The organism is Acidobacteriota bacterium (assembly GCA_003696075.1).
Classification (GTDB): Bacteria; Acidobacteriota; Polarisedimenticolia; order J045; family J045; genus J045.
Genome location: RFHH01000059.1, coordinates 1 through 8,403, shown reverse-complemented (window position 1 = coordinate 8,403; position 8,403 = coordinate 1). Strand labels below are relative to the sequence as shown.

The following is an 8,403-nucleotide window of genomic DNA, read 5'->3' as shown; positions in this document are numbered from 1 at the left end:
CTCCTCCTCGCTCTGGCCGGCGTGCTCCTCGCCGTTTTCGTGCCGATGGCGCTCCGCGGCGGGGGAGGAACGGCCCAGCTCGCCCGGGAGGCGCCGCTGTGGCTCGGCCTCGTCCTCGCCGCCCGCTGGGCCGCGAAAGGCGGACGCCTGCTGCGGGGCCTCGCCGGGAGCCTCTTTCCTCCGGCGATCCTGGCGCTCGCCCTCGCCGCCCCGCTGAGCGGTCTGAGGCCTCACGCCGCACCGCCGCCCGGGGCGGCGCAGGTGGCGGCCGGCCATTCCGGGCCGATCGTCGTCATCGGCGTGGACGGGCTCGGCTGGGAGATGCTCGAGCGGTGGCGGAACAGCGGCGGGTCCGCCGATTTCGACTGGCTGGCGTCGCGTGCAGCGTGGGGACCGCTCGCCACCGTGGAGCCGACCCGCTCGCCGGTGATCTGGACGACGATCGCGACCGGCAGGACGCCGGAGGACCACGGGGTTCTCGAGTTCACCTCATGGCGTGTCTCCCACCTGGGCCGTTCGCTGGCCACCATCCCCCGCGGCCTCGGTGCCGTGTACTGGATGAACCTCGCGCAGGCTCTCGGACTCGTGCGGCTCGGGCCGGTCACCAGCCAGGACGTCCGCTGCCCGCGGTTCTGGGAGATCGCCGGGACAGCGGAGCGGCCGGCAGCGGTGGCGGGATGGTGGTGCACCTGGCCCGCTTCCCCGGTCGAGGGGCGGCTCGTCAGCGACAAGTTCTATTTCTGGCGCGACGCGCGGAGGGCGGGCCTTTCCGACGGCGGCAGCCTTCCGCCCGGGGTCGCCTACCCGCCCGAACTCGCCGGCAAGCTGGCGGAGCTGCGGGTGCCCCCCGAGGCGATGAGCGCCGAGGAGGTCCTCCGGCTGATCGACATTCCGGAGGAGGAGGCCGCCACCCTCGCCGGCCGCCCCTACCGCCACCACGACGTGCTCAGCGAGCTGCCGCTGGCCTACACGATGGACCGGACCTGGGAGAACGTCGCGCGCGAACTGCTCGCCACCGGTTCGCCGCGGGGGATCTACGCCTTCTACCTGCGCGGCGTCGATCTTCTCTCCCACTCGGCGCTCGCCTTTTCCGATCTCTACCCGGAGATCGACTCTCCCGCGGATCTCAGGCGGCGCTACGGCGGACTCATTTCGCGTTACCTCTCCCTGACCTTCGCCCGGGTGCGGCGGCTGATCGAGGCTGCCGGCCCGGACGCCGCCGTCCTCGTGGTGAGCGACCACGGCTTCGAGGTGATCGAGCACAAGCGTCACGGCGATCCGTGGCCCGAGTTCGGGCACGACCACGCTCCGCCGGGCGTTTTCTTCGCCCTCGGTCCCGGCGTGGCCCCGGGGCCGCGCCGCCCCACCATCTCCGTCTACGACATCGCGCCCACGGTCCTCGGGCTGGCTGGCTATCCCGCGGCGGAGGACATGCCGGGCCGTCCGCTGACCGAGATCTTCGGCGAACTCGACCGTTCCGAACTGCGCTCCCGGATCGCCAGCTACGGCCAGCGCTCGCGGGCGGGCGCGGCCGGATTCGACCGGGCGCGCGAGGCGGAGGGGAGGGAGCTCGAGCTGCTCCGCAGCCTCGGGTACATCGACTAACGGCGGGGTGCCGGGCTCACCGCGCCGGCACCGCCGCCTCGAGCTCCCTGACGATCTCCCGCACGCGGTCCGCATCCGGGCCGGCCGGCTCGAGTTCCAGCGCCTTGCGAAAGGCGGCCAACGCTCCGGCCGGGTCGTCGAGATCGTTCATCAGGATCGATCCGAGCGTGCGCGCGAGGGCGGCGTCGGGACGCCGGGCGAGCGCTTCGCGGTAGGCGCCGGCGGCACCGCGCGCGTCGCCCCGCGCGTAGCGGGCCCGGCCCAGCTGCTCCCAGGCGTCCGCCGACGACGGATCGAGTTCCAGCGCGCGCCGGAAGCGCGCTTCGGCCGCCGGAAGATCGCCGAGGTGGGCCTCGACCCGTCCCGCCAGCAGGAGCAGCGCCGGATCCTCCACCCCGAGTTCGAAGCCGGCCCTGAGGAGGTCGCGCGCCTCGCGGGCGCGGCCGTCCTCCACCAGCATCTCGGCGAGTTCGCGGCGGGCGTCCGCATGCCGGGGGGCCAGCGCGAGCACCTCCCGGAACGCCCGCTCCGCTTCGGCGCGCCGTGCGGGGTCCCGCCGGGAGGCGACCCGCAGCGCCCGGCCGAGGTTGAAGGCGGGAAGCGGGGAGCGGGGGTCGAGCGCCATCGCGCGCCGGCTCTCCTCGGCGGCGCGGTCGGGCCGCCCGGCGGCGAGCAGCGCCCCGGCCAGGGAGAGCCGCGCCGGGACGTTCCCGGCGTCGAGCGCGACGAGAGCCTCGAGGATCGGCACCGCCTCCTCCGGCTTCCCCTCCTGCACCAGCCTGCGGGCGCGGTCGAGCCGCTCGAGCGCGTCCACCCGCCGCTTCGGGTCGGGCCGGTGGCCGCCCGGCGGGGCGGTGGCGGCGGCGTAACCGAGTGAGGCGAGCCGGCGGCGGCGGGCGTCCGACGGCTCGCTCCCGCGATCCGCGACGCCGGCCGTCAGCTCCTCGCCGAAGCGGCGGGCCAGCTCCCGGCGCAGTCCCTCCGCTCCCGGCGGCGGCTCCCCCGCGAGGTTCTGCCGCTCGCCCGGATCGGCGGCGAGGTCGTACAGCTCCGGTTCGGGCGCGTCGATGAGCTTGAACGGGAACCTGACCACCGCGCGCAGCGAGGCCCAGCCGTAGGCGAGCTCGGGGTAGAGCGTCTCCATCTCGTACACCCGTTCCCGGCGCCGCTTCCCGCGTCCTTGCGCCAGAGGGAGCAGCGACGCGCCGTCCGCTGCTTCGAGCGGAGGCAGCCCGAGCCAGTCGAGGATCGTCGGGGCGACATCCACCAGCCCCACGGCGTGCCGCACCACCGCCGGTTTCCAGCCGGGTCCCGCGATGATCAGCGGCACGCGCTGGGTGGCCTGATAGAGGAACACGCCGTGCGCCGACTCCCCGTGGTCGCCGAGCCCCTCGCCGTGGTCGCCGGCGACGACGACCAGAAGGTTCCGGTCGCGTCCCCAGGCGCGGAGCCGGTCGAGCAGCCGGCCGATCTCGTGATCGGCGAAGGCGATCTCGGCGTCGTAGGGATCTCCCATCCGGGACCGGTACGGCTCGGGCGCCACGAACGGGCGGTGCGGGTCGTAGTAGTGCACCCACAGAAAAAACGGCTCCCGGAGCCGAGGGAGAATCCGGAGCGCCGCATCGGTGACCTGGCTCGCCGCCCGCTCCCTCCAGTCGAACCAGGTGCGCGGGCCGACCCGCACCCCGTCGTCGGCGTTCCGGAAGCCCTGCAGCACCCCGCTCGAGCGGTCGAGCACCGCGGCCCCCACCACCGCCGCGGTGTCGAAGCCGGCCGCCGACAGCCGCTCGGCCAGCGTCGTCTCGGCGTCCCTCAGGGAGAACCGCAAGTTGTCGCGGGCGCCGTGCAGCCTCGGCGGCCGGCCCGTCATCAGCGAGGCGTGCGCCGGCAGCGTCAGCGGTGCCGGACTCAGCGCGGTGTCGAACCGGACGCCGCGCGCCGCCAGCCGGTCGATCACCGGAGTCGGCGAGGGCCGGTGGCCGTAGCAACCGAGGTGATCGGCCCGTGTCGTGTCCAGGGTGATCAGGAGGACGCTCCTCGGCGCGGAGGGCGGCGCTGGAGCGGCGGCACCGAGACCGGCCGCAGCCGCGGCGACGACGGCCCACCGGGCCGCCGCCCGCCGGGCACCCCGCGCCGCGATTCCCTCTCGCCTGGCCACGTCTTCCTCCGCCGGCCGACCGCTTTCCGCTGGCGATGGTACGCGGACCGCTGGACGCCGGCGAACCGCTTCGGGCCACACGCGCCCGGGACTCGTCGTATATAGTCCGCGCGGTGGTCGGGGGCCGGTGCCGCCGGCGGAAGCGACAAGGGGGAACGGCGCGCGGAGGCGCGCGGAGGAGGTCGTTGTGACATCGAATCGTGCGGCGTCCCGAATCCTCGTCCTGGCGGTGGCGGGGTCGCTCGCCCTTTCCCCGGCCTCGGCGTTCAGGATCCGGCCGGAGAGGCTGCGCTTCGACGACAAGGTGATGTCCCGCCCCGGCGGCGCGATCGCGGTGACCGCCCAGGCGGCGGACGAACTCCCCGAGGGGGATCCGCTCCGGGAAGGCTGGGCCGCCTTCGCGGCCGAGTACGGCGGGAGCTTCCGCGTCCATATCGATCCCCGGTCGGGGCTGCCCTCGCTGGTGGAGGGCCGCGGCATCCCCTGGGTCGCCGGCCGCGGGAACGACCTCGACCGGCCCGCGTCCCTGGAGACGCTGGAACGCCTCGCGCGGGAGTTCGTCGAGCGGCACGAGGTGCTCCTGGGCCGGTGGGGCAAGCAACTGGTGCTCGACCGGGATGCCTCCGGGCCGGCCGGCGAGGGCCGCTGGCGGGTGGTCTTTCGCCAGATGGCGGGGGGCGTGCCGGTGGACGGCGCGCGGTTCGTCTTCGAGGTCGTCGAGGGGAACCTGGTCTCCTTCGGCACCAGCCGCTGGGCGCCGCTGACGATCGATCCGACTCCTCGACTCGACGAGGCGGCGGCGCGGGCGGCCCTGGCCCGCTATCTCGACCTCGACCCGGACGATCCGGTCCTGAGCGGCGCCGAGGCGAGCCTCCACATCGTTCCGATCGACCCGCGGCGCGCCTCGGCGCTCCCCTGGAACGGCCCGAGGGGGAAAGGCTACGGCCACGTGCTGGTGTGGCGTCTCCGCTTCAGGGTCCCGGGCGAGCCGGCGACCTGGGTGGGTGAGATCGACGCGCACACCGGCGAGCCCTTCGCCTTCTGGGACGACACGCATTACGACGCGATCCGGGGCGGCGTGTTCCCGATCACGAACGACGGCGACTGCGCCAACGACGGCTGCGAGACGGCCGGGTTCCCGATGCCGTTCGCCGATTACTCCGTGGACGGCACCGCCGCCGGCTACTCCGGCGATCACGGCCAGTACACCTGCACCGAACTCGGCGCCCCCGTGGAGACGACCCTCAACGGGCAGTACGTCCGCGTCCACGACAACTGCGGGGCGATCTCGGAGCAGACGACCTGCGATCTGACGCTGGACCTCGGCACGAGTCCCGGCACCAACTGCAACGTGGCCTCGGGGGCCTCGTCAGGCAACACCCGTGCGGCCCGGACCTCGTTCTATCACCTGAACGTCGTCAAGCAGAAGGCGCGCTTCTACCTGCCCGACAACACCTGGCTCCAGGGTAAGCTCACCGACAACGTCAACATCGCCAACACCTGCAACGCGTACTGGAACGGATCGGTGAACTTCTACCGGGAGGGCGGCGGCTGCCGGAACACGGGCGAGATCCAGGGGGTCGTGGTCCACGAGTGGGGCCACGGGCTGGACTCCAACGACGGCGGCGGGATGGACAACCCCTCCGAGGCGTATGCCGACGTGGTGGCCATCTTCGAGTCGCGCGAGTCCTGCATCGGCCGCGGCTTCTACATCAACGGCACCTGCAGCGGCTACGGCGATCCGTGCCTGGAGTGCACGGGGATCCGCGAGATGGACTGGGACAAGCGGCAGAGCCACACGCCCGCCACGCCGGCCGGGTTCACCGCCAACAACTGCGGCGGCGGCGGCGGACCCTGCGGCAAGGAGGTCCATTGCGAGAGCTACGTGCCGTCCGAGGCGATCTGGGACCTCGCGACCCGCGACCTGCCGGCTTCCGGTCTCGATCCCGACACGTCGTGGCAGATCGCCGAGAAGCTCTGGTACATGAGCCGTGACGGTTCCGGCGGAAACGTCGAGAACTGCTCGCTACCCGATTCGGACGGCTGCGGAGTCGACAACTGGTTCCACAAGCTGCGGGTCGCGGACGACGACGACGGCAATCTCGACAACGGCACGCCCCACGCGGCGGCGATCTTCGCCGCATTCGACCGGCACGGGATCGCCTGCGGCACGGCGAGCGACCCGTCCAACCAGAACCACTCCTCGTGCCCGTCGCTGTCCGCGCCGACGCTGAACGCCCGCGGCGTGTCCGAGGCGGTGGAGCTGACCTGGGACGAGGTGCCGAACGCCGCCGAGTACATCATCTATCGCAACGACGTCGGCTGCGAGCGAGGGCAGGTCCCGATCGCACGGGTCTCGGCGCCGGCGGGCCGCTACCTGGACGAGGGTCTGATCAACGACTTCCCCGTCTACTACCGGATCCAGGCTCGCGGCAGCAATCCTGCTTGCGACGGTCCCGTTTCGAACTGCGTCGAGGCGACCCCGATCGCCCGTGCCGGCTCCGTGAGCTTCGCGACCGACGTGCTCTCGTGCCGGCAGACCGCCAACATGGATCTCGTGGACTCCGACCTCAACACCGACCCGGACGTCGTGGAAACGGTGGTTCTGCCGGTGACCAGCACCACCGAGCCGGATCCGGAGATGGTTCTGTTCACCGAGACGGGTCCGTCGACCGGGAGGTTCACCGGCTCGATCGGGCTGGCGCCGGGCCCGCCCGTCGCCGGTGACGGGGTGCTCCAGGCGTCGGACGGCGACGTGCTGACGGTGACCTACGTCGATGCGGACGACGGCTTCGGCGAGCAAAGGACGGTCTTCGACACGGCGCACGCCGACTGCGTCGAGCCACGCATCAAGAACCTGCGTGTCGAGCAGATCACCGACCAGCGGATGACGGTTCGTTTCGAGACGGACGAGCCGGGCGACACGGTGGTGGAGTGGGGCGACACGCCCGCACTGGGGAACCGGTTCAGCGACTCCACGCTGACCACCGTCCACGAGGTGCTGATCAACACGCTGGACATCTGCCGGCCGTACTACCTGAAGGTGTCGAGCACCGATGCCTACGGGAATGTCGCCGTGAGCGGCGGCGGCGGAAAGCCGCACGCCGTGCACACCTACGACATCCCCGGGCTTTATTACCGGGAGACCTTCGAAAACGGCACGAACGGCTGGACGCTCACCGGCGAATGGCAGGTCGGGGCCCCGCAGGGGCTCGGCGCCACGCAGGCAGGCAACCCCGATCCCTCCGCCGCCTACAACAATGCTGCCGTGCTCGGAAACGATCTCACGGGACTGGGCGACAACCCGGGCGACTACGAGATGTTCGCCGACGAGACGGCGACGATGCCCACCCAGGACGCCTCCTCGTGGACCAACACGAAGCTTCTCCTTTACCGCCATCTGAACGTCGACTCGGCCGACACGGCGTCGATCTCGGTGGTCGCGGGCGGGGAGACCGAAGTCTTCTCGAACGCCGGTTCCGCCATCACCGACAGCGATTACTCGCTGATGACGCTCGACCTGAGCGCACAGATGGACGGAAAGCCGCAGGCGGCGCTCCGGTTCAGGCTCACAGCCGGCAACCACAGCGTCCTACCGAACGGATCGATCATCAACGGCGAGTACTCGGGGTGGAACATCGACGACGTGATCCTCAAGGACGGATCGCTCCCTGACTACGCGGCGTGCGGCGGGTGCGGCCAGGCTCCCGCGTTCCGCGGCGCCACGTCGGCCGTCGACAACGACGCGTGCGGAGCCTCCGGCGTGACCGTGACCTGGGACCCGGCTCTGTCTTGGGGTACGGGCAACGGCGGCACCTACGCCGTGTACCGCGACACCTCACCGGGCTTCACGCCGGGCCCCGGAAATCTGATCGCGGCGGGCCTGACCGGAACGAGTTACACCGACACGACCGCGCCGCCGGACCAGACGGTGTACTACCTCGTTCGCGCCGAAAACGACGAGACCTGCGGCAGTGGGCCGAACAACGGTGGTCTCCTGGACGACAACACCGTGTACGTGTCGGCCACCGAGTCCACCTCGCCTCCGGCGGTCGGACCGGTCGAGTCGGTGACGGTGCGGATCGTCAACCGGGCGCACGTGCGCCTCGAGTGGCCGGCCGTGGCGGGCGCCGACCACTACAACGTCTACCGCTCGACCGACCCGCACCCCGAGACCTTCACGCTGATCGGCGGTGACGAGCGGACCTTCTTCGAGGATGAAAACACCGGGACCGACGGGACGACCTACTTCTACTTCGTCCGCGCCGTCGACGCTTGCGGCAGGGAAGGCCCTTGATTCGCCGCCGATCGAACGCCGGCCCGAGTGATCGCTGGCCCGGCGGCCGGCCACCGGTCGGTCGCCGGGCCGCCGCCATAACGAGCACTAGAGACACTCGTATCGGCGAAGACGCGAATCCGACGTAACGGCGGCACTCGCATCGCGAAAGGCGGGATCCGCGTGTAGCGGCGGAGCTCGCGCGGCAAAAGATGCGAATCGCGCATAGCGCGGCGCTTGCGCCGCCCACCGCCGCGCATCTGCAGAGGACCAGGTCGCGGCACGCGCCGCGTCGCCCGGTGTCGGACGGCACCTCCATGTCCCGCCGCAAGTCCGCGCACCATTGCCGCCCGGCCCCGACCGG

General features: G+C 71.9%; 3 protein-coding genes. 2 read left to right on the top strand and 1 reads right to left on the bottom strand.

The features are described 5' to 3' along the window. Nucleotides 1–1,605, top strand: a 1,605-nt coding sequence (locus D6718_03845) for a hypothetical protein (protein RMG47336.1), incomplete at its 5' end; no start/stop codon positions are given. A gap of 16 nt (nt 1,606–1,621) precedes the next feature. On the opposite strand, the gene D6718_03840 is transcribed toward D6718_03845, so the two are convergent. Continuing rightward, entirely contained in the window at nt 1,622–4,243 is a 2,622-nt protein-coding gene (locus D6718_03840; GenBank protein ID RMG47335.1) for a tetratricopeptide repeat protein, read from the bottom strand. On the opposite strand from D6718_03840, the gene D6718_03835 reads away from it, so the two are divergent. Further along, a complete protein-coding gene (locus D6718_03835; GenBank protein ID RMG47334.1) occupies nt 4,227–8,060 on the top strand; it encodes a hypothetical protein in 3,834 nt (1,277 codons plus the stop codon). The genes D6718_03840 and D6718_03835 overlap by 17 nt on opposite strands. Nucleotides 8,061–8,403: the final 343 nt, after the last annotated feature.